The following is a 25,672-nucleotide window of genomic DNA, read 5'->3' as shown; positions in this document are numbered from 1 at the left end:
CGTTCCTTCGAGAAACCTCCTATTTGAGGCTATCTGGCAGTTGGCAACTTTTCGTGAAGAGATCTATCAAGAGCGCCGGTGCTTGGTGAAAACGGATGTGCGCCGGTTGCAGGTTGTGCTTTCCGACGCCTACGGTGCGATGACTACTTCCACGCCCTTGTCCCGTAGGGCTTGAACGAATGTCTCGGGTGCGTTCGAATCGGTCACGATCACATCAATCTCCGAGATGGAACCAAAGCTGACGAGATAGTCGGTGCCCATTTTCGTGGAGTCACACAGGACAACGACCTTGTGAGCATTAGTAATCATCGCGGACTTGATCGCTGCCTCCTGGGAGTCGGCGGTGGACAGCCCGTGATCCAAGGTCAAGGCGTTGGTGCCGATAAAGGCAACGTCAGCGCGCATGAGCGCCAAGGTGCGCAGTGCAGTGTCGCCGACGACGGCCTGGGTGATCGCGCGGACAGCGCCACCGAGAAGTTGGATCTCATCGAGGCCGGAATTTGCCAATGATAGGGCAATGGAAAGGCTGTTGGTAACGATCGACCACTGCTTCGCCTGCGGCTGGACGGCCAATAGGTCCGCCAAAGCGGCGGTTGTTGTACCTGCATCCAAGAACATGCCACCGTTGGGCTCCGGAAGGAAAGCCAGTGCAGCGTGGGCGATGGAATTCTTGGCGCCCGACGCCGAACGCGCCCGAGTGTCGAGGCTGAATTCCGTGGTTTGGAAAGTCTGGTTGGCGACGGCGCCACCATGGACGCGATGGACTACGCCTTCGCGGTCCAAAACGGCTAGGTCACGCCGAATGGTCTCTGCAGTGACGTCAAAGCGAGAGGCCAATTCGGTGACGTTGACCCTTCCTTCGACGGCAGTGAGCGACGCGATCTGGCGACGACGTTCCTCCGAATACATTGCTAGTTCACGCTTTCTTCATTTTTCACCACAAATTGGGCAATCGTGATGTCCGAATGTTGTGGTTGGTTCCATTTCTTCAGCTATGACCTATTGTCGCACGTCTGGAACGTTCCGATAGGGCACAACATGTCTGTTTTAGGGGTAAACGGGCATCAATTCACGGAATTCCACGAATAATCCTGTGAAATAGCCCTTTTACTTGCGTGGTAATGCCAAGCAACTAAACATGTGACAATGGTCAAACTGTTAAGTTTCCAGCCTATTACGGGGGTGAATCGGGCATATTTGGCCGAATTTTCACAGACAGAGATATAGCGAAACCCCGAGCCAGAATGAATCTGACACGGGGTCAATCGGCTAGAGCCAAGAAGGAGGACGCGGTTGCTTAAAGTTTGCGCATCACAGAGACGACCTTGCCCATGATGATCGCATGGGTACCGTCGATGGGATCGTAGGCGGGATTATGTGGCAGGAGGTAGATGCCCGAATCATCGCGGAAAAACTCTTTGACTGTTGCTTCACCGTCAATGAGTGCGGCGGCAAATTCGCCCTGCTCAACTGCAGGTTGCGAGCGAACAACCACCCAGTCACCGTTGAGGATGCCGGCATCGATCATCGAGTCCCCCACAACCTCGAGTGTAAATAGGTCGCCTTCGCCGACGATGTCGGTGGGGAGAGGGAAGTACGTAGAAACATTTTCTTCGGCGAGAATGGGGGCTCCGGCTGCGATAGAGCCGACCACTGGAACCATGGAGATTCCTGATGATTGGCTCGCAAGCTCCTCGGGGATGGGGCTGGTTGGGACCTCTTTGGTGGTCTTCTTTCCGGGCTTCTTGGCTACCTCGGGCAGGACTCGAACATCCACAGCGCGAGGCTTGTTGGGGTCACGTCGAAGATACCCCTTCTTCTCCAGTTCCTTGAGCTGATAGGCCACGGAGGAGGTGGACTGAAGACCGGCCGCATCGCCAATCTCGCGGATGCTCGGTGGGTAGCCGCGCAAGACAACGGCGTCATTGATGACCTCAAGGATTCGGCGCTGGCGATCGGTAAGACCTCGTCCTTTGGATTCTGAAGACTTCTTCGCGGGGCTCATGGTCTTTAGATCTATCCTTCCGTGTGGATCTTTTTTGAATTTATTCGGCAAAATGTGGACTTTTGGTGCGGGTTTTAACTCGATCTTTGGGGATTGGAATTGAACCGCGTAAAAAGCGTTGGACTTGAAGTCCAAAATCTTCCGAGTCTCAATGCGATGGCGCCCGTAGAAAACCAGGCACCATCGAGTCAATCCCTCCTGTGGAATCTGGGTGCTGTTGAAACTGGGAAGCTGGGCTGTGAATGGCCCAGCTTACCGTGGAGCGAACCCACTTGTAGGGGACTGAATGAGACTGGAAAGTGCAGTGTTACTGGCACTTCGAATACGTATTTGATTGTTCATAGGCAAGTTTAGTCGATGGGCTCCAATCGCGGTACAGGTGTTCGAAAAATGGCCAGAATAGTTGACAGAATCTCTGCCGTGATCCATACTTCGAACAAGTAAGCGAAAAAACAACTTCCTCATGTTTTTGATGGGGTGAGTGCTGGCTATGCTCTCCGCTTGAAGCAAACGTGCCACATGAGGAGCCCCAATTCTATCTTTCGTGGAAAGGAATGATGATGTCCCTTGTACTCTCAGGTATTAACTCATCCAATAGCCGGAAGCCGTTGCCGGCGCAGGTCGTTCCTGCCGCATCTACGTGGGATGGGGAGACCTTAGACTTCGCACGTTATGCACAAGGTGTTCGAACGCTAGGTCAGGAAAATCAACCTTCATTGGTGCACCAGGACCGAAGTTCGAACTCACAAAACTCATTCGTTAGCGCCATCGTGGGAGTGGTGTTAGGGCTGACTCTGTTTGCCGGAATCCTGGCGTCAGCACCGAAGGACGACGAGATCAACCAGTCGCCGGCTCAACACTCGCTGACGCAAAGCACCGCCTTCCAGACCACACCACAGTGAATTGTCACGCTGCTGAATAAATTGGATTCGCGGGATGGGTAAGATGAACTCGTGCATTGCCCTTTCTGTCACAACGAACATTCCAAGGTCATCGATTCCAGAGTTATCGATGGTGGCTCAGCAATCCGCAGGCGGCGTGAATGCTCCGAATGCGGTGGGCGCTTCACCACAGTAGAAAAGGCGCAACTGCTGGTTATTAAGCGAAACGGAATCACAGAACCTTTCAGTAGGGAAAAGGTCATCATCGGAGTTCGTCGCGCCTGTCAAGGGCGCAACGTCTCCGAGGACGCGTTAAAGATGCTGGCCCAGGAAGTAGAGGAGTCAGTACGTAATAAGGGGTCGTCGCAGGTGTATGCCAACGAAATTGGTTTGGCAATCTTGGATCCACTGCGCGAGCTGGATGAGGTCGCCTATTTGCGTTTTGCTTCCGTGTATAAGTCTTTCGAGAGCGCAGATGACTTTGAATCAGAGATTCGACTCATGCGCAGACGCGATCGGCAAAAGGAATCCTAGACGTTAGACGATATTCACAACGAGGGCGTAGGTAGTGTTTACCTACGCCCTCGTGAGTTTTCTATAGCGCTTGGATCGCCTTGGCAATCTTTCGCTCGGACACGCTTTGGGCCGTGCCGAGACGCTGGGCGAAAAGGCTTACCCGAAGCTCTTGGATCATCCACTGGATGTCGCGGATGTCGCTGACCCGAACGGAGTTGTGGGGCTTAGCCTTCATTGCCTGGGCAAGCTGAGCCTCAAGGTTGTTGACAATATCTTGCCGCTGTTGGTCCTTGCTTGGATTCCGGTCCATTTCCTCGAGCCGGATGCTCATCGCTTGAAGGTAGCGGGGCAAGTGCTTGAGTCGGGGAAGTCCGTACTTGGCTACAGCATGTTCGGGAAGCAAGAAATCCAACTGACGCCGAAGATCCTCGATGGCGTCACCAGTCCAGCCTTGAAGCTTGCTTTGCACATCGAAGTAGGACACGAGCCCTGGGGCGAGACCAACCACGATCTGACGTACCCGACCGGGGACCATGGGACGAATCGTGGCCAGTAGTGTCTGGAAGGCTTCCGGGGAACGAACGGGGCCACCGTGTTCCATCATGAGGTCACGAATTGCTGCCGTGCGAATGTCGTTGATGAGACCATTGGGACCACCGTGTGGATAATTCTCCACCGCTACCCGTTGTTTCAGCGGCAGTCCATTGAGGGACTTTTGCGTATTGACCTGGATTTCTCGCAGCAACATCGTGAGGTTGGCAGCGAGAATGGCGGCATCGGCTTCCTGCTTAGTGGGCATTGCCTTGACCGCAAAACCGTTGGCGGTGGCCACGAGCGCGGGATACGCCTTGACCTTGTGACCATCGACGGTGGTGTTGATGTCCTCCTTGATTTCGCCCAAGGTGTCGCGTGTCCAGGTGGAAGACTCTTCCTGCTCGATACGCCGGTTGACTCGGGAAACGGAGGACTTGATCTGGTTGGCGCGGCGACGTTTGAGTGACTCGAGGTCGCGATCGGCATCGACAATTTTGCCCTTCCTGTCCACCGCTGCGTAGCGCATCTTGAGATGAGCTGGGATCTTTTCCAGATCGAAATCGGTGTGGTCAACGCTGACCCGAGTAATCTCTTGAAGTCTTGCCGCAAGTTGGACGTAGAGTTCACCGCGCTCAGGATGCAGATCCGGAGTGATCTTTTCGGCGAAATTGGGTGCCGGGACCACCAGGCGTCGAATATGCTTGGGCAGGCTGCGGATCAGCTCGGTAACTAATTCAACCCGCATTCCTGGCACGAGCCATTCGCACCCTTCAGATGAAAGACCGCCCAAGAGGGGAATGGGCACTTCCATTGTGACACCGTCGTCGACAGCACTTGGTTCAAACACATAGCTCAGGTTCAACTCGACGCTTCCCTGGCGCCAGGTGTCTGGGAATTGCTCTTCGGTAATCTCCTCTGCCGCATCCTGCAACAGTTTCTCCGGATCGAAGTCGAGCAGATCCGGTTGCGACTTTCGGGTCTTTTTCCACCACTTATCAAAGGTCGCACCTGACACCACGTCTTTGGGGATGCGACGTGAGTAGAAGCCAAAAAGCGCCTCGTCATCGACGATGAGATCGCGGCGGCGCGCCTTGGCCTCGACTGCTTGGGCGTCTTCTAGCTTGGCGGAATTGGCGTGGAAGAATTCATGGTGCGTCGTCCATTCGCCTTCGACGAGGGCATGGCGAATAAACATCTCGCGTGCCTGATCTGGATGCAGGCGCGCGAAGGGGACGAGGCGATCCGCGATCACCGGGACACCGTAGAGCGTTGCGCGCTGGTAGCACATAGCATTGGTGTGTTTGGAGGACCAGTGTGGCTCCGTATACTGGTATTTTAGGAGGTCACCGGCTAGGTTCTCCACCCAACGTGGTTGGATGGAGGCCACGTCGCGAGCCCACAGCCGAGAGGTTTCCACGAGTTCGGAGGCCATCAGGTACTGCGGTGGTTTCTTGGCAAGGGCTGAGCCGGGGAAGATGGCGAACTTTGTGTTGCGTGCTCCTTGAAACTCGCGGGAGTCGCTGATGCGGATCCCGATGTGTGAGAGCAGGCCTGCCAACAAGGCCTGATGGACGAGGTCGTCATCGGGGTGGGTTACATCGTCTCTGGGAGCGTCCCAGCCGATCTGGTCCTCTATATTGCGCAACTGGCGCACGAGATCCCACCATTCGCGAATGCGCATGTAGTGGAGGAATTCCGATTGGATCTTCTTCTTGAAAGCGTTGCCTGTCAGCGCGGCGCGTTCCTCGGCAAGATAGTTCCAGAGGTTGAGGTAGGTGAGGAAGTCTGAATTCTTGTCCCGGAATCGAGCGTGGGCAGAGTCTGCCTGTGCTTGTTTCTCGGTCGGGCGCTCGCGGACGTCTTGAATCGACAAGGCGGCAACGATCACGTTGACGGCATCCAAGCAACCAAGTTTGTGCCCTTCAATGAGCATGCGTGCCATCCGCGGATCGACTGGAATGCGGGCCAAGGTTTTGCCTACAGAGGTCAGTTTAGGGGTGCCCCCTTCTGAGGTGGCATTGGCTAAGGCGCCGAGCTCGTGCAGCAAGAGCAGGCCGTCGCGGATAGAACGGGTGTCGGGTTTTTCGATGAAAGGAAACTCATCGATATCACCTAGCCGAAGGCTTGCCATCTGGAGGATGACACTCGCTAGGTTGGTACGCAAGATCTCAGGATCGGTGAAGTCGGGCCGGGCTAAAAAATCGTCCTCAGAATACAAACGGATGGCGATTCCGTCGGCGACGCGCCCACATCGTCCTGAGCGCTGGTTGGCACTGGCCTTGGAAATTGGCTCGATGGGCAGGCGTTGGACCTTGTTTTTTAGCGAATACCGAGAAATACGTGCCGTTCCGGTGTCGATGACGAAATGGATGCCTGGAACCGTAAGGGAGGTTTCCGCGATATTGGTGGCCAGCACGATGCGTCGGCCAGCGTGAGGGCGAAAGACCTTGTGCTGTTCTTCGTTTGATAGTCGTCCATATAAGGGCACGACCTCAACGCCGCGCCACTTCTGCCCATCGATAGCTTCGCGAGCCTCCCGGATGTCAGCCTCGCCTGCAAAGAAGCAAAGGATATCGCCCGGCCCGTACTCCATGAGTTCTTCTAGCGCGCCGATGAGTCCGTCAACGGGGTCGATATCGACGGTTTTTTCGCCAACGTGTGCCTCCAGTGGGCGGTACAAGATTTCCACCGGATAGGTGCGCCCCGAGACTTCGATGACTGGGGCCGGGTTTCCTTCGGCGTCGGCGAAATGTTTGGCAAAGCGCTCTGGGTCGATGGTTGCCGAGGTGATGATCACCTTCAGATCCGGTCGGTGCGGCAGTAGTTGTTTGAGGTAGCCCAGAAGGAAATCGATGTTGAGGCTGCGCTCGTGGGCCTCGTCGATGATGATGGTGTCGTAGGCATTGAGATAGTGATCGCGCTGCATTTCGGCCAGCAGGATGCCGTCGGTCATGATCTTGACGGCGGTGCGTTCGGAGACGACGTCATCGAATCGAATGGCGTAGCCAACGAGATCACCGATCTGCGTTTCCGTCTCAAAAGCGATGCGTTCTGCGACGGTGCGGGCAGCCAGACGGCGGGGTTGGGTATGTCCAATTCGGCCGCGAATGCCTCGTCCGATGGACAGGCAGATCTTCGGAATCTGGGTGGTCTTTCCGGAGCCGGTCTCGCCGGCGATAATGACAACCTGGTTGTCCATGATGGCGCGGGCGATATCATCGACCCGCTCGGAAACGGGCAGGTTGTCGGGGAACGTGATCTCCGGAATATGCGCTTTTCTTTCCTCCACCGCGCGCGCCGCCTTGTCAACATCTAAGGCAATCGCATCGAGTGCTCGCAACGATGCCGCCTTGCGAAGCCTGCGGTGAAAGCCCTGGGCGTTGGTAATGCTCACATTGTCAAGCGACTTTTCGAGGTCTGCTCGGCGTGCTGCCACCTCTGGGCTAACCGCACGGGAGTAATCATCCTGAGCGTGTCGGGCACGTGCTTTTCGCCGAGACCGCTTCCGGTGCTTTTTGTTGCGTTTGTCACCGGAATTCGCCTGTCCGTAGTCGCGTCCTCGTTCCCGTTGTACGTTGCGGTCTGGCTGTTGACCCGCGGACGCATCGTTCCCGCCAGCAGGGGTGTGTTTGGCGGTTGAGGTACCAGAGTATGCGGAAGAAGCGGTTTGTGCTGCGTGATTGCGATGTTCACTGTTCATAATCAAGCAACATTCTAGTGAATTGCACGCCAAATACCGCATGGCGTGCGCACGGAAGGCAAGCAAAGGTGGCGTCGAGAGGGATGACACTTGCCTGGAGCGACTCATACGCAAGGTTGAGTCTTAGTCGCCACAGTGATCTTCGCGGCGTTCTTCGCGACTGACACCTGTAGGTCCTGCCCGTGCGAGGTTGTTGGCGCGGCTGCTTTTGCCTTGCTATGTCTTGTGCATTATCGCTTTCCGACGACCATGGTCGGCACAGTACGGCCTCGTGGTGGACTGCGGGCACGGCTTGTTCTGCGGGGCGTGGTAGGGCTTAGGCGCGTGCATTCGCAGGACGCCTAGGAAACGTCGGAAAGCAAAGTAGCATTCATAAACTAGCCGACTCCTGTGGTTTTCGTGTGTATCGAGCTTGCGCGAACCACCTCGCGCAACGTATTGCTTGAGAACAAAAAAAACAGGCCGGAAGTGAGGTACCTCCAGCCTGCCTAGCCATAAGGATGAAAACGAGTCGAAATACTAACTGGCCCACACAAAGTGGTGCCCTAGCTGCAGTCGCCGTGGCGGGCACGCACGTAGTTCGCGGAGTCAACGCTAGATTCTGCGCGCCTTGCAACGTCGTTAAGGCAACGAACGCGAAAGCTGTGAGCACAACCGATTAGCACGTAAAGCACATGTGCCATGGAAGCACTGCGGAATCAGACCGCGCTTTCGACAGAAGGTGGGTTTAAGCGATGACTGCCCGATAAGCGTCAGCAACGAGTTTTCCAAGTTGCTGGAATTCCTCGACGCGTGTAGAAGAGGAACGAAAAACCAGACCCACGTTGCGAGACGCAGTGACGTTGGGGCCAAAATGTGCGGTACGGATGGTGGGGCGTTGGCACTCGATGGGGACCGCGGATTCGGGGACGAGGGTCGCGCCAATTCCTGCGCCGACGAGCTGAAGCACGGTGGTCAATGATGCGGCGCGAGTTTCAGCCAAGGGGGAGGTCTCCGGATTGACCTCCACCTGTCGACAAAGGTTGACAACCTGATCGTGGAGACAGTGGCCGTCTTCGAGCAGGAGGAGATCAACATCCTTGAGGTGTTTGAGCTGAAGGTCATCGCGCCCGGCAAAGGGGTGATTGGCTGGCACCACCATGATGAAGTCTTCTTCATAGAGCGGAACCTCTGTAAGCCCATGCTGTTCCGTGGGAAGAGCCAACACTGCGCAGTCGATGTGACCGTCCTTGAGCTGATGATAAAGATGCTGAGTTTGATCCTCGACGATGCGCAGTTCAAGATCTGGAAAGTCGCGTTGAGTGCTCTCGAGCAGTCCCGGAAGGATATACGGCGCGATGGTGGGGATGATACCTAAGGACAAAGGTCCAGATAACGTCCCCGAAGCACCATGGGCGAACGCGATGAAAGTATCGGCCGCATCCAGTGTTGCCTTGGCATAGGGGAGTAGACCTTCGCCGGCAGGAGTGACGATCACCCTCCGGGTGGAACGCTCAATGAGTTGAACTCCCAGACCGGCCTCAAGGGCCACCAGCGCCTGGGAAAGCGAGGGCTGTGAGATGTTGAGCTTTGCTGCAGCCGTGCCGAAGTGCTTGTTCTCGGCAATAGTCACGAAGGTACGTAACTGCGCAAGCGTAGGGCGGTATTCCTTATTGGCCATACCTATAAACTATATACAAGTTCAGAGGGATTTCATATTGACAGCGCCAATTAGATAGGTTTAGTATATTGGAGGCTCTTGATTAGTTAGGTGAACCAAATGCGGGCCTTTTGGCTAATCACTGGCGCTATACACTTGAAGGCCTTGGCCATAAAGGGGTTAGTCGCTAGCGCTACTGGATGGCGGAGCCTAAACTTTATTTGGTGGTTGGATTCAATAAAGAAAACTCTTACCTTTAGTCGGTTTGGTGAGGTGCCTTTGAAATGGTGCCTGTTGAACTGGGATTTTCTTTTGCGAAAAGCGACTTTTCGGAGCTGCACATTTGGGTGTGGCGACCGGCAGGCCAACACGGTGGGAAGGGTCGACCAGCACCAATAGTTGGCACTAATTTTCAAACCTAGCCTAATTGGAGGACATGAGATGGCTATTTTGACCGTAGGCGAGAAGTTCCCTGAGTTTACCCTCACCGCCCTCAAGGGTGGCGATCTGCACGATGTGAACGCCACGCAGCCGGAGGACTACTTCGAGACCGTCACTTCCGAAAGCTACCCGGGCAAGTGGAAGGTCGTCTTCTTCTACCCGAAGGACTTCACCTTCGTGTGCCCAACCGAGATCGCTGCCTTCGGCAAGCTGGATGAGGAATTCCAGGACCGTGACACCCAGGTTCTCGGTGGCTCCGTGGATAACGAGTTCTCCCACTTCAACTGGCGTGCAACCCACCCAGAGCTGAAGGAGATCCCGTTCCCGATGTTTTCCGACATCAAGCACGACCTCATCAAGGCCCTCGGCGTTGAGAACGCTGACGGCGTTGCTGACCGTGCCACTTTCATCATCGACCCAGACGGCATCATCCAGTTCGTCTCCGTTACCCCGGATGCTGTTGGTCGCAATGTTGACGAGGTTCTGCGCGTGCTCGACGCATTGCAGTCCGAAGAGGTCTGCGCTTGCAACTGGCAGAAGAACGACCCAACCAAGAACATCGACAAGTTCGCTGAGCTCCAGGAAGGCCTGAATTAACCGCCTATGTCTATCGATAACCTCAAGTCATCTCTCCCGGAGTACGCCAAGGATCAGAAGCTGAACCTGGGTACCATCTCTCGCTCCACCGAGCTCAATGAGCAGCAGCTGTGGGGTACCCTGCTTGCCTGCGCGGCAGCTACCCGCAACGACACCGTGATTTCTGAGATTGCGGAGGAGGCTGCGTCCCACCTGTCGCCCGAGGCCATCGAGGCTGCCTACGGCGCTGCCACGGTCATGGCAATGAACAATGTGGCCTACCGCGCAAAGCACTGGCTCGGTGATGACTATGCACAGGTCAAGTTCGGCCTGCGCATGAACATCATCTCCAAGCCAGGCGTTGAGAAGGCCGACTTCGAGCTGTGGTCCCTGGCTGTTTCTTCCATCAACGGCTGTGAGCAGTGCCTCGTTTCGCATGAACACACCGTTCGCGAGGAAAGCCTGACCAAGGAGCAGGTCTGGGAGGCAATTCGCGTTGCCGCAATCGTTCAGGCTGTCGCACAGGCTATTCAGATCGAAGCTGCACGCTAATTACGCCTAACTCAAAGCGTCGTGTCTGCCGGTTTGTTTGACGTCGGGCCGGTGGGCTGAAGCTTTGGCAGTAGGCTTTGGGAGAATCCGGTGCTTGTCCTTGATTGGATGAGTACCGGATTTTCTATGGTGTGGGGCGCATAAGCGCCAAGCGAATCTAGCCATGCGGAAAAAGTCTGAAAGGCAAACGGGACGTTTCGCAGTCTGAACCCGCTTCGTACTTGACCGAAACCTTCCGTTCCTACCCACACGTATCTGGGTAGGAGAGCACCATTAGTTCTGTTCTATGGACAGGCTGCGCAGACGTACTTCGCCAGCTTCATCGGAGGCATCGAGGTCGACTAATCCGACAAAGGCGAAAGATCGATCGTTGTTCGGATCCTTGATAATCTGCCGGACTTTCCACAACCTTCCGTCCTTTTCTACTAGGTGGTAGGCGGGACCGCGGGCTTCGGCGCCGGTATCCACATCTGAATACTCATCGAAATAATCATCCATCGCCGCCGGGAAGTCAGGGGTATCGTCTAGGTAGCTAAACATCTCAGCCAATTGATCCTCGCGCTCGAGGGCAAAGAGTTGGACGGTTCGGAAAAACAGGTTGCGGACCATGATGCTAAAGGCACGTTGGTTGGCAGTCAAAGCAGTGGGATCTTCCACCCCGAAGGCGAGCTCTTGTGCTAAAGCCTCCTTGCTGATGGGCGCATCGGGATCTGCTAACTGCGCCCATTCGTCGACGAGCGAAGAATCCACCTGCAAGATCAATTCTCCGAGCCACACGATGATGTCTTCTAGCTCATCATTGAGTTTGTCCGCCGGAATGGAGTGCTGAAGGGTGCGCCACGCATCGGTGAGGTAACGCAAGACGACGCCCTCGGCGCGCGCAATTGCGTAAGTTGCGATCAAATCTGAAAACGTCATGCCGTTTTCGAGCATGTCGCGGACCACGGACTTGGGTGAAAGCTCGAACTCGCGTGCCCACGGATGTCCGCCGCAGTAGGTATCGAAAGCGTCCTCTAGCAGGTCATCCAACGGCTTGGGCCAGGTGATGTCCTCGACAAGCTTCATTCGCTCGGTGTAGTCCACCCCCTCAGACTTCAGTTGTGCAATTTCCTCGCCGCGGGCAGCCTTTTGCTGCGCGATCAGCAGCGGACGTGGATCGTCAAGAACCGACTCAAACACGCTAATGACATCGAGACTGTAGCTGTCAGACTCGGGGTCAAGCAGTTCGAGCGCTGCCAGCGCGAATGGTGCTAAGGGTTGGTTGAGGGCGAAATCGCGCTGCAGGTCTTCGGTAAGTTCATAAGTCTTGGTATCGCCATCGTGCTTCCCGACGACGATGCCTGCCTGCACCAGGCCGCGAAACAGCTCAAGGGCGGTGAGGATGTCTTTGTTCTGGCGCTCCCGCGAATTGTGATTGCCGCGCAGGAGTGCTTTGAGATTCCCATAGACGTCTCCACCACGTGCGATGACGTTAAGCAGCATGGGGTTCGAAACCCTGAACTGGCTTGTCAATGGCTCCGCCTGTGCCTGGATCAATCGCTCATAGGTCTTGTGCGTCCACGTCACCTCTCCCTCGCGGGCCGACTTCAACCGCAGCTTTTTGAGCTTTTTCGGATCCTGTCCCGCGCGTTGGCGTGCGCGCCAGTTTTCAATCTCATGCTCGGTTGCCTCAATGATCACATAGCCAACGGTGTCAAAGCCGGCTCGCCCCGCGCGTCCGGCGATCTGGTGAAACTCCCGCGAGGCGAGAATCCGCTGCTTGCTACCGTCAAACTTGGCTAGCCCCGTGAATAGCACCGTGCGGATCGGAACGTTGATACCCACCCCGAGGGTGTCTGTTCCGCAGATCACCTTGAGTAATCCGGTCTGAGAGAGCTTTTCGACAAGCCGTCGATACTTTGGGAGCATACCCGCATGGTGGACTCCGATGCCCCGTCGCAACAGCTTTGATAGGGTGCGGCCGAAGGTGGTGGTGAATTTGAAAGCGCCGATCTCTTCTCGGATGCGATCCTTTTCCACCTTGGAAAGGATATCCATGCTGGTGAGAGACTGTGCACGCTCCACGGCCTCACGTTGAGTGAAGTGAACAACGTAGACGGGAGCCTTATCCTCTTTGAGGATGTTGTCAATGGTTTCGTGGACTGGGGTATAAACAAATTCAAACTCTAGCGGCACCGGACGTTCGGCATCGCTTCCCACCACGTTCGTTGCACGCCCAGTGCGCTTGCTGAGGTCTTCGGTGATAAAACTGGTGTCGCCTAACGTGGCGGACATAAGCAAGAACTGCGCCTTGGGAAGTTCCAGCAGCGGTACCTGCCATGCCCACCCACGGTCGGGCTCGGAGTAGTAATGGAATTCATCCATCACCACTTGATCGATTCTAGAATCTGCGCCTTCACGCAGCGCGATGTTGGCGACGATCTCGGCAGTCGCGCAAATGATAGGGGCGTTTCCGTTGACCGTGGCGTCGCCGGTCATCATTCCGACGGACTCTGGGCCAAAGATTTCACACAGCGAAAAGAACTTCTCGCTCACCAGAGCTTTAATGGGAGCAGTGTAGAAACTTCGCTGCCCACGTGCCATGGCAATAAAGTGGGCGGCAATGGCGACCATCGATTTACCCGATCCTGTGGGGGTTGCCAAAATGACATTGTCTTCAGCCAAGATGCCCAATGCGGCCTCTTCTTGCGCTGGGTAGAGGGTTATGCCGCGCTCACGAGTCCAAGCAAGAAATGAGTCGAAGATGGATTCATCGACCAAGGACTCGGGTACTTCTTTGAGGTCTGGCAGCATCTGAGTGAGATTCACAATGTCCAACCTTACAAGGCAAAAAGGAAGGGGTGCCACCTTGTGGTGGCACCCCATCCGAACTAGTGAAGCATTACTCGTTCGTGGGCTTGTCGCCGCTGTCGTCCAAATCATCGGTTTCGCCGGATGCCTTGGGCAATCCGAGAGATGGATCGGAGCTGGATTCATCCTTGTACTGTGGATTACCCGACTCTGCATCGAGCTCCGCGAGGAATCGTTCAAATTCCTCACCGAGTGTTTCCGCATTAACTTCATTCTCATGAGGCATGAGCGCATTAGGGTGACGCTCCTGGTAGCGCTCGAGCTCTTCGTCATATTGCTGCTCAAGCATTCGAACGAGCTGCTCGACCTCCAGCGAGGCAGCGACCTGCTCCTCGATTTGCTGGGCGGAACGCTGCGCATCGGCCTCGAGGCTGCGCAGTGGCAGCTCCAAACCAGTCACATCAGACACCGCCTGCAACAGGCTCAAGGTTGCCTGCGGGTAATTTGAGCTTGACAGATAGTGGGGAACGTGTGCGGTGTAACCGGCGACGTCGTGGCCTTCCTTGTTCAGCAGCCTTTCGAGATGCAAAGAAGCAGAACCCGGAACCGTGATCTTTGAATCCAGCGTGAATTGACTATCAATAAGGTGGGCGGCATTACCATGGGCGGTGACCACGAGGGGACGGGTGTGAGGCACGGTCATTGGCGCTGCGTACAAGCACAGCGTCTGGGACACCTTAAATTTGTCCACAATCTCTGCCACTGCTCGGGTAAAACCATCCCATCGCAAATCTGGTTCTGGCCCGCTTAGCAAGAGGAATGACGTGCCCTTCGAATCTCGGAGCACGTTAATTTCCAGCTGGACGTCGTTCGCGTCGACGACCGTGTTGTGATCGATGGTGACCGCTGGGCGGCGGGAGCGGTAATCGATGAGCTCATCGCTGTTGAAGCTGGCCAGCAAGCGGTGATCAAGGGCAGCCAAGAGGTGATCTGCACTACTGTCTACCGCGTGCCCTGCATCTGCATATCCGTTCAAGGCAACGACGAGAGTGGGGCCTTCGGCACCAGGGTTTGCGACGAAAGGCGCAGGGAACTGCAGCTCGTACATGCTTTCGTTCTCATTTGGCATGATCAATCTCCTTCGCAAAAGGTACTGGCGGTGTGGCTTAGGACCTTCGCACCATCTCCGATTACGAAGCGATCGGATGGGTGGCCGAGTTTCGATGAAAGCTTGAAATTCTTGGTCTCCATCGAGATTCTCAGACGCAGAGATCATTTCTTTGTTTCCGCCCTAGTGAAGGAGCGATGGCAGAAAAATCCCTCGGTGCGAAGGCCATTGCCTTCATACGTCATGCATAACGCAAAGTTTGGAAAATTTGTTCCCTTATAGGTTCTTCCTGCGTAGGTCGAAGGAATTCGGATCGCGATTTCGCAGCCAGAAAGCTGGGGCTCCAAATCGAAAGACACCGTGTACCAAGCGCCACCCTGTGGAATTTCAGCACTTTCTTAGTCACATTAGCCACTCTAGTCACGCTATCCACAGATCTTCGACAACGTACGCAACCGTTCTTGAAGAAAAATCTTCATCTGCGATCGTGAGGTGCATGACAGCACATTCAGATTTCAAAGATAAAAGGATAAATCCCTTGCACAGCCCAGGCGAAGTATTTGCGGTGCTACCGGCGGTCCTTGGGTACTTCCCGCATGACTCAGTACTGCTCGCTGGCTTTCAGCGATCGAATGTTCATCCGGCAAACTCAGCCACGGGTGCTCCTGAAAACTCAACAGCCCCGGGGCATCCGGAAACCAAAGTGCTGGGAGAGGTTGGCCTCAATGACAGTGATAAGGGTTCGTCAGACGATACTCAGACGGGGGAGTACTTCAGCCTAGGGCCTGTCTTGCGCCTTGATATCAAAGATGTCCGTTTGCTTTCCGACGCCGCCTATGCGATCCGTGAGGTCGGAGCTGACTTCATCTTCGCCCTTGTCGTTGGGAGAGAGCAACTGTGTCAAGACTACGGGATCTTTGAGGTGCTTTTGAACGTGGCAAGCTGTGAAGAAGTTGACATCTTGGGTGCCTGGCACACTGAAGAAATCGTCTCGAAGGCAAAGTACAGGCTGATATTCGCCGCTCAGTCGCACTTTCCTGATGCTGATGGCATTGGCCAGGAGTGGATCGAAGGAGTAATCCCCCTAATCGCTGCATCCCCGGCAATGAAGGATCTCATCGCAGCGGGAGAGCTTCCAGAGATCAATAGGACCAGCGCAATTGACTACTTCCGCCCTCGATACGACACTTTGCTCAAGGATCCAGGCACTTTGGTCGCCAACGCTGTGTGGCTTGAGGCTCAGATTCATGGCAATGCCCGATTGTTGGAAAAGGAACTCGAAGTATTACAAACTATCCTTGATCGTCACCGACAGCTCCCGCATCGCTTGCCCGAGGGGTGTGTGGAAGATAGCGCTTCGGCAACAGGAGACGTGGGGAATTCATTCGTAGTGGAAATCTATGGTGGTCTAAAGGACGGTCAAGAGGGTCAGTCCGCGGGCAGGTATCAACTCGATGAGATTCCATCCCCAGGACACGCGACAGTAGTTTGGCTTGCGACGTGGATGTCGAGAACCTGGTTACGTGATTGCGCGCTAGCACTTCTCGTACGGCACAAGACTTCCGCGCGAAACCTCCTGCATGAGGTGGCAATTTCATATACCGGTATCACGAGGGCGAACGCATTGAGTTTGTATGCTGCGCTCACTTTGGGGGAGCCCTCCTCCTTTAGGGTTCCCGTCGCGCTCCAAGCCGTACTCGAGGAAATGCCGGATCATCGGCTAGCAAACCTTATCCGTTTGGGTTATCAACGAGGTTTTGCCAAAGAGGTCGTTGACACGATGGCTCTTGGGGCAGAAACGACCTTGGTGGAAAACGGGGTTTCGGTCCAGACCCTGAGAAGGATTGCGGGAGGAACTACAGAAAACTCGGCCGACAAGGACCCCGAAGTTGCCTAATATGGTTGCCGGCGTGTGAGTACTTGGATGCTTTTGGTCAGAATCTACTGAGCTTGCAGCTACGCCACAGCCGGACATGATGGAGTGCGTGGGGGTCCTTGCCTAGGAAAGGTAGGCAAAGACCCCCACTTAAAAGGAGAAAAATGCTTGACTACTTAGCGGCGAGCGGAGTGTGCCTTGTCGCCAAGCTGTGAGGTAAATGCCCAAGCATCCTCAACGATCTTGTGAATGTCGGTGAATTGGGGCCGCCACCCCAGTTGCTGCATTGCCTTCTCGGACGAGGCGATGAGAACTGCCGGGTCACCCGCACGACGCGGGGCTACCTCGGCTGGGATTGGGTGACCGGTGACCTCACGGCACGCCTGAATGACTTCCTTGACGGAGTAGCCGTCACCGGATCCTAAGTTGAAGATGCGGTGGATGCCTTTTTCGTTGGACTGCAGTGCCAGAACGTGTGCTTGGGCGAGGTCGCGGATGTGGATGTAATCGCGGATGGGAGTGCCGTCTGGGGTTGGCCAGTCATCGCCGAACATCATAATCTTATCGCGGTGCCCTAGGGCGACTTGCAGAATAAGCGGGATGAGGTGGGTTTCTACCTCGCGATTTTCCCCAACGTTTCCATATGCGCCAGCAACATTGAAGTAGCGCAGGCTCGTCGCCGCCAAGCCGAATGCCTTTGCATAGGAGCTAATGGCGTAGTCGATGGCCAATTTGGTGGCGCCGTAGGGGTTGGTGGGCTTGGTTTCCGCGTCCTCGGTGATGGGTACGACCTTAGGCTCGCCGTAGGTCGCAGCGGTAGAGGAGAAAACAAGGTTGTTGACATTATTGGCACGCATGGCATCAAGCAGCGCCAACGTGGTCACGAAATTGTGGTGCCAATACTCATCGGGCTTGTCCACTGATTCGCCAACCAGTGAGCGTGCGGCGAAGTGAACTACGGCATCGAAATCACCAGCGGACAGCACGTCACCGGCTACCTCGGCGACATCACCTTCGACAAGGGTAGCGCCCGCGGGCACCGCTTCACGATTGCCGGTGGTGAAGTTATCCACGATGACAACCTCGTGGCCTTCCTCGAGTAGCACCGTGGCGCATACACTGCCGACATAGCCTGCGCCGCCTGTGACCAAAAGCTTCATGTTTTCACTCGCCTTCATGGGGTTGAAAAATCGGTCGTACGAAAATGACGTTACTGCTTTGAGAGCACTAGTAAGAAATCAAGCGGAAAAGTCAGCTATAGCAGCAAAAAGGCCGGGATAAGACCCGGCCAAACCCTACGCAAAATGAGTGAGGTGGAAAAGCGAAAACGACCTTACTAGATTAGCTCAACGCGCACTGCGTGCGCTAGATCATCAAGAAGCTCGACCGAGTTATCACCAGAGCTTAGGTAGACGCGCCCGTTTCGATTATCGAGGGAGCACACCGCGCCAACGGTAATGCCCGCATCCATGAGGGCTGCAAACTGATCTACATCAACTTGAAGGATCTCATTGATCTGAATCACTTTAACTTGAACTGGGCCATCCGACTTCACATCGATTGCTCGCAGGCCAGGCTCAAGTTTGTCCTGCTTGCTCACGCCCAAATCCTTCAATCCCGGGATAGGATTACCGAATGGGGAGCGGTCAACATCATCCAAAACGTCCACGAGACGACGCTCCACTTCCTCGCTCATGACATGTTCCCAGCGGCACGCCTCATCGTGAACCTTTTGAATATCTAACCCAATGACATCGGTCAGCAACCGCTCAGCCAAGCGGTGTTTGCGCATGACTGCGGTGGCTAAGCGACGCCCTTCTGGCGTCATTTGCAGGCTACGGTCGTTGGCTACTACGACGAGCCCATCTCGCTCCATGCGGGCCACAGTCTGGCTCACCGTGGGGCCAGACTGCTCGAGGCGCTCAGCGATGCGGGCGCGGAGGGGAGTAATGCCCTCTTCTTCCAGCTCATAAATGGTGCGAAGATACATTTCTGTGGTATCGACCAAGTCCTTCATGAGGCTATCATTCTCCCTTAATCATCCGATGGTGCGATAAATCCGATTTTAACGGTTCGCGTCCAATTATTGAGCCATGCAGTATTCGCCGGCCGCCCGTCTGGCGTGAGGTGACAGTGAGTGTGCTTTCGCGGGTATTGCTTTGATTGCTTTCATAAGTATCAAAACAACTTCTCACATTCTAGACCCCACATACATCGAGGTGGCAGGCATTGAGGCAATATTGTTTGTGCCTTAACCGTAAATAATAATAGCAAATACCGGAAACGGTGCTATGTATAGGCGAATGCTATCTATCGGTTTTGTGCATTGAGCGCACCGGTACCTCGTGTGTCATGCTCGGATCCTAGAAGGAGCCTTCAGTAACTGTGGTCGCAAACTGGATAATCGTTGATCCTTGCGCACGAAAAGGCCGAAACCCAGCACATGCTGAAACAGGTTCCGGCCAGGTGCACCCTGGGGCAGGTGGTGAATGGCTCGAACTTAGAAAGCGTATTCGCGGAGACGGGCAGCGCGGTAGCCGTCGCGGAGTTTTGCCATGACCTCGCGCTCGATTTGACGGACACGTTCGCGTGAAAGACCGTATGTTCGTCCAATCTGATCCAAGGTGCGCGGAACTCCATCGTCTAGACCGTAGCGCATTCGGATCACGTCTTGTTCGCGAGGTTCCAGGGTGCCGATCACTTCGCGGATATCGCTGTGGCGAAGGGAAGCTACTACTGCCGATTCGGCATCGGCGGCCTCGGAGTCCTCGATAAAGTCACCCAAGGGGGCCTCTTCATCCGCGCCGACCGGCATGTCTAGACTTACTGGGTCGCGGGACTGTCGCAGCAGGATTTCAATTTTTGATTCATCAATCCCAGACTCTGCGGCGAGTTCCTCATTTGTGGCTTCACGGCCGAGGTTTTGATACATTTCACGCTTGATGCGAGCCAATTTATTGACCTGCTCGACGAGGTGAACAGGAAGGCGAATGGTGCGCGATTGATCCGCCATGCCTCTGGTAATTGCCTGACGAATCCACCACGTCGCGTACGTGGAGAACTTAAATCCCTTGGTGTAATCGAACTTTTCCATCGCGCGGATCAAGCCGAGATTACCCTCTTGAATGAGGTCCAGCAGGGGCATGCCACGACCGGTGTAGCGCTTTGCTAAGGAAACGACGAGGCGCAAGTTGGCCTCCAGTAGGTGCGACCTTGCCTTGCGTCCTTCCTTGACGAGCACTTTGAGGTCGCGCTTCATGGCGCGGGTGAGTGGTTCCGGTGAGTTCTCTAGGAGGTATTCCGCATACAGTCCGACCTCAATGGTCTTTGCCAGTTCAACCTCATCTTCGGCGGTCAACAGCGCGGTTTTGCCGATGCCGTTGAGGTATACCCTGACCAGGTCGGCAGAAGGATTGTCATTGGTATGTCCACGACGAGTGCCGGTGGCTGTCTCCTCTGCCTCAAGGTCAAATTCTGCAGAGTCGTGTGCTGCAGGGCTTGTCATAAAGGACCTCCTTTGTGTGGCGCTTCAATTTCTTCCAACGAGGGAGTTCATCCGAAAGTTCCATCAAATCCGAAATTGTTTTGTTAGCCCATGTGAACTGCAGTTTTCTTAGTTATTTTTTCGGTCGTGAACGTAGTAATTGTGTCACCTTGTTGTATAGGTGGTGGCCGACTCACGTGTTGAACGATGTTTAGGGGGCCGTGTCTCCACCCCTTGAAAGCACCCCAATATCTCAACACGTTGCTGCACGTAGGTCGATTCAAATGCCATGGAGAAAACAGCCTCAGGGAGGAGTGAGGAAGGACAGGTCCCTTAGGTTTCAACAAGCACCGTAAAAGGCCCTTCGTTGATACTAGATACCTTCATCATCGCGCCGAAACGTCCTTCTTCCACTGACAAGCCGTATTCGCGCAGCCTCGCAACAATTTTGGTGATGATTGGTTCGGCTACCTCGCCCTTGGCTGCAGCCGACCATGACGGGCGCCTGCCCTTCGCTGTCGCGCCCATGAGCGTAAACTGGCTCACCACCAGGACCGGCGCTGTCACGTCGAGTGCCGATTTTTCCCCTTCGAGAATGCGAAGATGGGCGATCTTGTCCGCCATCTTCTCCCATGCTTGTGGCTCATCGGCTTCCCCCACGCCGATCAGGGCGAGGATCCCTCCGGTTTCCTCGCAGGAAATTGCCCCAGTAATCTCCCCGTCGACGGTCACGCTGGCTTGGCTCACGCGGGTCAGCACGGCTTTCATAATACTTCTAGGCTCCAATTCGTAGTAAGTGGTGGTTGTGGGCTCTTGATTGTCTTATCGACGCGCGCTCAATCATCACGGCTTCAGGCGCGGGAAGTTTATCGCCTCCGCCTATCTTGTGTCATCGTGATAAACAAGCTAGAGGACGTCGCCGCGTCCTTCGTCGATAAGCGAAGCAGGCAGCAGCAAACCGTGGCGTACTAAATCGACGATAGGGGACACGAGGGCGTTTGCCAGCGCATCCTCGTCCAGATTGTGGCTGAAGGCATATAGCTGTGCCACCTCGCCTAGGCTCAACCCTTGTGGATGGAGACCCGCCACGATGGCGCGCAGATGGGAGTCGATTTCGTGGCTAAACCGAGGCCCCTCCGTACGCGTTAGTCGCAGTACCGCCTGCGTGAAGCCCATGCCAGATTCCTCATCCGCGACCGAGACATCTTCGAGAGCAATCCCCGGGCGCAATACGAAATTACTCGCCATGATGGACTCGGGAGTTTGATCCCTAAGCCACCGAGCGCGGGTGAAATACTCCTCAACCTCGTCGCCGAGATAGTCGTCGACCTGATGGCTCAATTCCTCGATCAGTACGTCGGAGGGTTCACCATCTTCAATGCGTTCTAAGTGGATGTAGCCGAAGCCAATGCCAGTGACTTCATTGTCGGCGAAGTGACTCAGCCATTGCTGGGTGCGAGTAATGGCCTGCTGGCTGCGAGGATCGATACTCTCATCGCGCAGCCAGGTGCCAACGTATAATTCCGGATCGGCGACATCGCGTTGCAAAATCCAAGCAGCCACGCCCTCATCTGGCAGCCATGAGCTCAAACGCTGCCGCCAATCCTCGCCGTTGCGGTGAACCCATGCCCCGAGGATATGCGCGTGCCCGCCCGCTGTGAGATGGTCAATGGCCTCCCGCACCACCAATTCGGTGGCGCCGTCCAAATCCAGACCGGAGTCGCGGTAACCGTGGTGAATGTGTCCGGTGCTGACGACAAATGGCGGGTTGGACACGATTCGATCGAAGCGCATTCCCTGTACTGGGGAAAACCAGGAACCTTCCACCAGGGACACTGCCGCTGTGGTGTCTGCATCTAGGCCGGCTATGGCCGGTACGAGGGTGGCCTCGGCAAGATCCAAGGCACGCGGGTAGAAATCTGTGGCAATTATGCGCTCGGCAACCTTGAGCTGCCCGAGTACCTGGACGCCGGAACCTGTGCCTAGATCAAGCACCGATTCCACTGGTGACTGAGGAGTCACCGACAGCAACGACAGGCTTGCAGCACCCACGCCTAAGACGTGATTGGCGGCGGGCACGTGACCTTCGACCATGGACGCATCGCGATCGGAGATCACCCAATAGTCTTCTCCGCGAATTACATGTGGCCGGATGTCGTAGAGCGGAATCCATGTGTGCGCTCCTTCGTGTGGATCGGGAACCGGTTGACCAACCTCACCAGCCTGGCAGCCAACTGACCCGACCATGCCAACGTTAATGAGCGACTGTGCTAGTTCTTGACCAAGCAAAGCCTCTAGTCCTTGTGAGCTTAGCGGACGGTGCAGCAGGAAGAACTCGATCAGACCGGCGAAGTGGTGAACATTCTCAATTGTCGACTCCTCGCAGGTTCGCAACGCTGCCTCCACTTGGGTACGAAGGATGCGCAGAACCGCGCCGGGTTCGCCCCGATACAGCGCCGCGTTTGCGCTGGTACCTAAGAACTCGCTGATACGAGAAGCGGTGAAGTCGGCATGGCGGAGATGGGCGATGAGCTGGGGGGATACCTGTCCAAGGGGGGTACGCATAAAGGCTTATCCTACCAAGGTGTAATCCGCCTAAAGATACTGGCATTTTATCCGTACCGCGGGAACCCTGGTTGTGCGTGGCACCTTCAAGGATGCGGCGATGCTGAAAGCTCTTTTTCTTCTCATCATGGATCGCGCCGGCGACAGGGCTACCAATCCTCGCACGAGCGGACCAAACACGGGTGGAGCGGTGGGAGAGTGGTTGATGGCAAAACTCGGTCGGTATCGTCTATGGGGTCTCAGCGTTGCCGGATGTGCCGGCTTTGTGGTCGATGATTTCGTTTTCGATGGTGCCAGAAGGTGGTGAGTATTGAAGGCCACTGCCGTCTTTCGAGGCATGCTGACCGTGGGCGTCGGTAAGCAAAGAATCGTCCCCCGTGGTCACCGTGACATCGCTACCACGCGGGGGCGTTCCTGTGGCGCCCGTTGCTGCCTCCGACGCCAAGGGCGCGCCAGCTTCAATAGAAAGCGATTGCGCAGACCTAAGTTGGGGTCCCGTTTCTAAATTCATACGGGCCAGAGCTGGCTTGTAGACACTAGGTGTGCGCGGATCCTTCGGCTCGCCGACTCCATTGGCGACGACCACAGCAATCCACGGCAGTGGGATAGATATGCAAAAGAGGACGACTGACAAGAAGATGTTGTGCATCCAAATGTAAGTGACTCCAGATGCCAGAAGGAAAGGTACTCGGGAACCCTGGAGCCATTTATACAGGGTCTCGCGATGATGCAGATTCTCAACCGGTGATCTATGAGCGTCCGTAATCAACGCGACCTTGCCGCGCTTAAACCAGCGAAAACGAGTGCGAGAGACTGTGTCGGAAGCCTCGAAAGCGCCATCGACATCCACAACTTGGTCGTGGTCGACAATATAGGCGTCCTTACCGGCCTCAGTTTCCTCGTCGTGAAAGCTCATGATTGTTTAGGTTAGACCCTTTACGTGCTTTCGGGTAGGAAGTGGTGCATTATAGGTTGGGTGAGTACGACGACGAAGACTATTGAACGCCCAGATGTACGGGAAGATACCCGCACAGGTGATGACACACCGAAGTTCTTCCACTACGTAAAAAAGGATCAGATCGTGGAATCCGCGGTCTCAGGTCGCATGGTCGTGGCTCTGTGTGGCGAGACATTTCCCGTAACCAAGCAGGCAAAACCCGGCTCTCCGGTATGCCCTGACTGTGAGCGCATCTATAAGGGACTGCGTAAGAAGTGAGTTCTGACCTTCGCGCCTGGCAGCGCAAGGCGCTCACGAAATACTTAATGACCAACCCGAAGGACTTCCTGGCTGTGGCTACCCCCGGTGCAGGTAAGACCACCTTCGCTTTGCGGGTAGCCACCGAGCTCGTTGGCAATCGTACCGTCGATCGCATCGTCGTGGTGGTGCCCACCGAACACCTCAAGGTTCAGTGGGCCGCCTCCGCGGCGCGGGTTGGCCTATCGCTTGACCCTTATTTCACCAACAGCGACGCTGTAAACCCGCAATATCACGGCGTCGTGGTCACGTATGCGCAGGTTGCCATGCACCCCTATAAGCATCGCGCAGTGGCCACAGCAAAACGCACTCTCGTTATCCTCGACGAAATCCACCACGGCGGTGATGCCAAGAGTTGGGGCGATGGTATACGGGAGGCATACTCCGATGCCGAGCGTCGCCTCGCGTTGACAGGCACGCCGTTCCGCTCCGACGACTCGCCGATTCCTTTTGTGCGCTATGTTGAGGACGGTGAGGGGCACCTCGTGTCCCGTTCGGATCACACCTATGGCTATTCCGACGCGCTTGCCGACGGAGTCGTGCGGCCTGTGGTCTTTCTTGCCTATTCCGGCGAGGCTCGTTGGCGCACCAGCGCAGGCGAGGAGTATGCCGCACGCCTCGGAGAGCCGCTTAATGCGGAACAAACCGCTCGGGCATGGAAGACAGCGCTCGACCCCAAGGGGGATTGGATTCCCGCGGTGCTTCGCGCGGCGCACACCCGATTGTTGCAAACGCGGAAACACATCCCCGATGCCGGTGGTCTGGTGATCGCGACGGATACGACGACAGCCCGAGCCTACGCGAAGATTTTGTCAAAACTGTCATCCACCCCGGTATCTGTGATTTTGTCCGATGAACCGGGTTCTTCGGAAAACATCGAGAAGTTTTCCGAAAGCGCCGACGAGTGGATGGTTGCGGTGCGCATGGTCTCCGAGGGCGTTGACGTACCCAGACTTGCTGTGGGTGTATACGCCACCAGTTCCTCTACACCGCTGTTCTTTGCCCAGGCGATCGGGCGCTTCGTGCGTTCACGGCGACGTGGTGAAACCGCCTCGGTGTTCCTGCCTTCCGTTCCGGTCTTGCTCGACCTTGCTGCCAAGCTAGAAACCTCTCGCGACCACGTGCTGGGCAAACCAGACCGGCCAAAAGAGGGGTGGGACGATGAACTCATCGCCCAAGCAAACAAAACGGAGACCGAAAAAGACGAGCTCAAAAGCTATGAGTCCCTCGGCGCGGAGGCGGAGCTGGATTCGTTGATTTTCGATGGCTCACAATTTGGCACTACCACCATGGCAGGTTCGGCCGAAGAAGCCGACTACCTCGGGCTACCCGGCTTGTTGGATGCGGATCAGATGAGAACCCTGCTGCGCCGGCGCCAGGCCGAACAACTTGACGCTCGCGAGGCTGCGGAGAAGGAACGCCGCCGCAAGGAAGCAGAGGCACGCGCGGCGCAAGGCACCAAGCATGCACAGGAGCGCGTGGCGAGCCAAGAGATTCCGCATTTGCGCAAGGAGCTCAACGCTCTCGTCGCCATCACCGCCGCGCGGACTGGGCGCCCACACGGCGCTATCCACACCGAAGTGCGACAAAAATGCGGCGGTCCACCAACCGCGATGTGCTCGGCCGAACAACTTAAGGCGCGGATAGAGTATTTGCGTCGCTGGTAGCTGGGCGTGGAAGATAGAGAAGCAGGGTAGGAGAGCCGATTCGCGAAAATCGAAATTATCGGTGCCCTGCTTGTTTTTGCCCA

The 25,672-nt window shown here is 55.7% G+C and carries 18 protein-coding genes; 6 read left to right on the top strand and 12 right to left on the bottom strand.

The genetic code is table 11. The features are described from left to right. Positions 1–129: 129 nt before the first annotated feature. Both PAB09_RS07980 and lexA read right to left on the bottom strand, forming a co-directional pair. Positions 130–909, bottom strand: a complete 780-nt coding sequence (locus PAB09_RS07980) for a DeoR/GlpR family DNA-binding transcription regulator (protein ID WP_271033161.1) — start codon at positions 907–909, stop codon at positions 130–132. 388 nt (positions 910–1,297) lie between these two features. Next, positions 1,298–2,005, bottom strand: a complete 708-nt coding sequence (lexA, locus tag PAB09_RS07975) for a transcriptional repressor LexA (protein WP_271033160.1) — start codon at positions 2,003–2,005, stop codon at positions 1,298–1,300. A gap of 953 nt (positions 2,006–2,958) precedes the next feature. Here lexA and nrdR point away from each other — a divergent pair. Beyond that, positions 2,959–3,420 (top strand): transcriptional regulator NrdR, encoded by a 462-nt coding sequence (gene nrdR, locus PAB09_RS07970; RefSeq protein WP_271033159.1) that lies wholly within the window; start codon positions 2,959–2,961, stop codon positions 3,418–3,420. Between the two features lie 61 nt (positions 3,421–3,481). On the opposite strand, the gene hrpA is transcribed toward nrdR, so the two are convergent. Further along, positions 3,482–7,636, bottom strand: coding sequence for an ATP-dependent RNA helicase HrpA (hrpA, locus tag PAB09_RS07965; RefSeq protein WP_442873658.1), 4,155 nt, complete (start codon positions 7,634–7,636; stop codon positions 3,482–3,484). Between the two features lie 727 nt (positions 7,637–8,363). Further along, the gene (locus PAB09_RS07960; RefSeq protein WP_271033157.1) at positions 8,364–9,296 is read right to left on the bottom strand and encodes a LysR substrate-binding domain-containing protein; all 933 of its coding nucleotides are present in this window, start codon (positions 9,294–9,296) and stop codon (positions 8,364–8,366) included. 420 nt (positions 9,297–9,716) lie between these two features. Here PAB09_RS07960 and PAB09_RS07955 point away from each other — a divergent pair, with 420 nt between their 5' ends. Together PAB09_RS07955 and PAB09_RS07950 are read left to right on the top strand one after the other, a co-directional pair. Beyond that, the gene (locus tag PAB09_RS07955) at positions 9,717–10,313 is read left to right on the top strand and encodes a peroxiredoxin (RefSeq protein ID WP_271033156.1); all 597 of its coding nucleotides are present in this window, start codon (positions 9,717–9,719) and stop codon (positions 10,311–10,313) included. Between the two features lie 6 nt (positions 10,314–10,319). Beyond that, positions 10,320–10,844, top strand: a complete 525-nt coding sequence (locus PAB09_RS07950; protein ID WP_271033155.1) for a carboxymuconolactone decarboxylase family protein — start codon at positions 10,320–10,322, stop codon at positions 10,842–10,844. Between the two features lie 273 nt (positions 10,845–11,117). Here PAB09_RS07950 and PAB09_RS07945 read toward each other — a convergent pair whose 3' ends face one another. Beyond that, entirely contained in the window at positions 11,118–13,652 is a 2,535-nt protein-coding gene (locus tag PAB09_RS07945; protein WP_271033154.1) for a DEAD/DEAH box helicase, read from the bottom strand. 73 nt (positions 13,653–13,725) lie between these two features. Further along, positions 13,726–14,763 carry a PAC2 family protein gene (locus PAB09_RS07940; RefSeq protein ID WP_271033153.1) on the bottom strand — a complete coding sequence of 346 codons (1,038 nt, stop codon included), beginning with the start codon at positions 14,761–14,763 and terminating at the stop codon, positions 13,726–13,728. Positions 14,764–15,238: 475 nt separating this feature from the next. On the opposite strand from PAB09_RS07940, the gene PAB09_RS07935 reads away from it, so the two are divergent. Beyond that, complete coding sequence (locus tag PAB09_RS07935; protein ID WP_271033152.1) at positions 15,239–16,639, top strand: DUF4192 domain-containing protein; 1,401 nt, start codon at positions 15,239–15,241, stop codon at positions 16,637–16,639. 155 nt (positions 16,640–16,794) lie between these two features. Here the strand turns inward: PAB09_RS07935 and galE are convergent, their stop codons facing one another. From galE to PAB09_RS13355, 6 genes are all read right to left on the bottom strand, one after another. Next, positions 16,795–17,778: a UDP-glucose 4-epimerase GalE gene (galE, locus tag PAB09_RS07930; RefSeq protein ID WP_271033151.1), complete on the bottom strand. Its 984-nt coding sequence runs from the start codon at positions 17,776–17,778 to the stop codon at positions 16,795–16,797. 176 nt (positions 17,779–17,954) lie between these two features. Beyond that, positions 17,955–18,635: a metal-dependent transcriptional regulator gene (locus PAB09_RS07925; RefSeq protein WP_271033150.1), complete on the bottom strand. Its 681-nt coding sequence runs from the start codon at positions 18,633–18,635 to the stop codon at positions 17,955–17,957. Between the two features lie 483 nt (positions 18,636–19,118). Beyond that, entirely contained in the window at positions 19,119–20,123 is a 1,005-nt protein-coding gene (locus PAB09_RS07920; RefSeq protein WP_271033149.1) for a sigma-70 family RNA polymerase sigma factor, read from the bottom strand. A gap of 312 nt (positions 20,124–20,435) precedes the next feature. Continuing rightward, entirely contained in the window at positions 20,436–20,870 is a 435-nt protein-coding gene (gene dtd / locus PAB09_RS07915) for a D-aminoacyl-tRNA deacylase (RefSeq protein ID WP_271033148.1), read from the bottom strand. Between the two features lie 138 nt (positions 20,871–21,008). Further along, positions 21,009–22,667 (bottom strand): DUF7782 domain-containing protein, encoded by a 1,659-nt coding sequence (locus PAB09_RS07910; RefSeq protein WP_271033147.1) that lies wholly within the window; start codon positions 22,665–22,667, stop codon positions 21,009–21,011. A 229-nt stretch (positions 22,668–22,896) separates the two neighbouring features. Then, entirely contained in the window at positions 22,897–23,583 is a 687-nt protein-coding gene (locus tag PAB09_RS13355; RefSeq protein WP_271033146.1) for a DUF3099 domain-containing protein, read from the bottom strand. Positions 23,584–23,643: 60 nt separating this feature from the next. On the opposite strand from PAB09_RS13355, the gene PAB09_RS07900 reads away from it, so the two are divergent. After that, positions 23,644–23,883, top strand: coding sequence for a DUF3039 domain-containing protein (locus PAB09_RS07900; protein WP_271033145.1), 240 nt, complete (start codon positions 23,644–23,646; stop codon positions 23,881–23,883). After that, the gene (locus PAB09_RS07895; protein WP_271033144.1) at positions 23,880–25,589 is read left to right on the top strand and encodes a DEAD/DEAH box helicase; all 1,710 of its coding nucleotides are present in this window, start codon (positions 23,880–23,882) and stop codon (positions 25,587–25,589) included. The genes PAB09_RS07900 and PAB09_RS07895 overlap by 4 nt, the downstream gene beginning before the upstream one ends. The last annotated feature ends 83 nt before the right edge of the window (positions 25,590–25,672 follow it).

The organism is Corynebacterium sp. SCR221107 (assembly GCF_027886475.1).
Taxonomy (GTDB): Bacteria; Actinomycetota; Actinomycetes; order Mycobacteriales; family Mycobacteriaceae; genus Corynebacterium.
This window is presented reverse-complemented; position numbering and strand designations above follow the sequence as displayed.

What these genes read in the sequence shown, in the direction of transcription:
- PAB09_RS07960 (WP_271033157.1), bottom strand. Translation starts at nt 9,296, where the DNA reads ATGGCCAATAAGGAATACCGCCCTACGCTTGCGCAGTTACGTACCTTC.
- lexA (WP_271033160.1), bottom strand. Translation starts at nt 2,005, where the DNA reads ATGAGCCCCGCGAAGAAGTCTTCAGAATCCAAAGGACGAGGTCTTACC.
- dtd (WP_271033148.1), bottom strand. Translation starts at nt 20,870, where the DNA reads ATGAAAGCCGTGCTGACCCGCGTGAGCCAAGCCAGCGTGACCGTCGAC.
- PAB09_RS13355 (WP_271033146.1), bottom strand. Translation starts at nt 23,583, where the DNA reads ATGAGCTTTCACGACGAGGAAACTGAGGCCGGTAAGGACGCCTATATT.
- PAB09_RS07935 (WP_271033152.1), top strand. Translation starts at nt 15,239, where the DNA reads ATGACAGCACATTCAGATTTCAAAGATAAAAGGATAAATCCCTTGCAC.
- PAB09_RS07925 (WP_271033150.1), bottom strand. Translation starts at nt 18,635, where the DNA reads ATGAAGGACTTGGTCGATACCACAGAAATGTATCTTCGCACCATTTAT.
- PAB09_RS07940 (WP_271033153.1), bottom strand. Translation starts at nt 14,763, where the DNA reads ATGCCAAATGAGAACGAAAGCATGTACGAGCTGCAGTTCCCTGCGCCT.
- PAB09_RS07950 (WP_271033155.1), top strand. Translation starts at nt 10,320, where the DNA reads ATGTCTATCGATAACCTCAAGTCATCTCTCCCGGAGTACGCCAAGGAT.
- PAB09_RS07920 (WP_271033149.1), bottom strand. Translation starts at nt 20,123, where the DNA reads ATGACAAGCCCTGCAGCACACGACTCTGCAGAATTTGACCTTGAGGCA.
- PAB09_RS07980 (WP_271033161.1), bottom strand. Translation starts at nt 909, where the DNA reads ATGTATTCGGAGGAACGTCGTCGCCAGATCGCGTCGCTCACTGCCGTC.
- hrpA (WP_442873658.1), bottom strand. Translation starts at nt 7,636, where the DNA reads ATGAACAGTGAACATCGCAATCACGCAGCACAAACCGCTTCTTCCGCA.
- PAB09_RS07955 (WP_271033156.1), top strand. Translation starts at nt 9,717, where the DNA reads ATGGCTATTTTGACCGTAGGCGAGAAGTTCCCTGAGTTTACCCTCACC.
- PAB09_RS07910 (WP_271033147.1), bottom strand. Translation starts at nt 22,667, where the DNA reads ATGCGTACCCCCCTTGGACAGGTATCCCCCCAGCTCATCGCCCATCTC.
- galE (WP_271033151.1), bottom strand. Translation starts at nt 17,778, where the DNA reads ATGAAGCTTTTGGTCACAGGCGGCGCAGGCTATGTCGGCAGTGTATGC.